The 255-nt window shown below is 42.4% G+C and carries 1 rRNA gene; it reads right to left on the bottom strand.

From position 1 onward, the window contains the following. Positions 1-97, bottom strand: a 16S ribosomal RNA gene (locus H6A25_RS12590); the annotation flags it as partial. Positions 98-255: the final 158 nt, after the last annotated feature.

Here is a 255-nt window from a genome sequence, read left to right as displayed (position 1 = left end):
GTTGTCCGAAAACTCCGTCAGGGGTGCTCCGTTCGACTTGCATGTGTTAGGCATGCCGCCAGCGTTCATCCTGAGCCAGGATCAAACTCTCTAAAAAATTATTCATCAAGCGCCGAAGCGCTTCATGCCTTTTTAGAGCTGTTTATCTCAGCTTAAAACCTTGTTGTTTCAAAAGTACTACTTTCGAAACTCAAATAAATCTCTCAGGGTCCTTGTCTCTTTTGGCGTTGTTTAATTTACAATGTGCTAATTTGT

Source organism: Intestinimonas butyriciproducens (assembly GCF_016901775.1).
Lineage (GTDB): Bacteria > Bacillota > Clostridia > Oscillospirales > Butyricicoccaceae > Pseudobutyricicoccus.
This window is presented reverse-complemented; position numbering and strand designations above follow the sequence as displayed.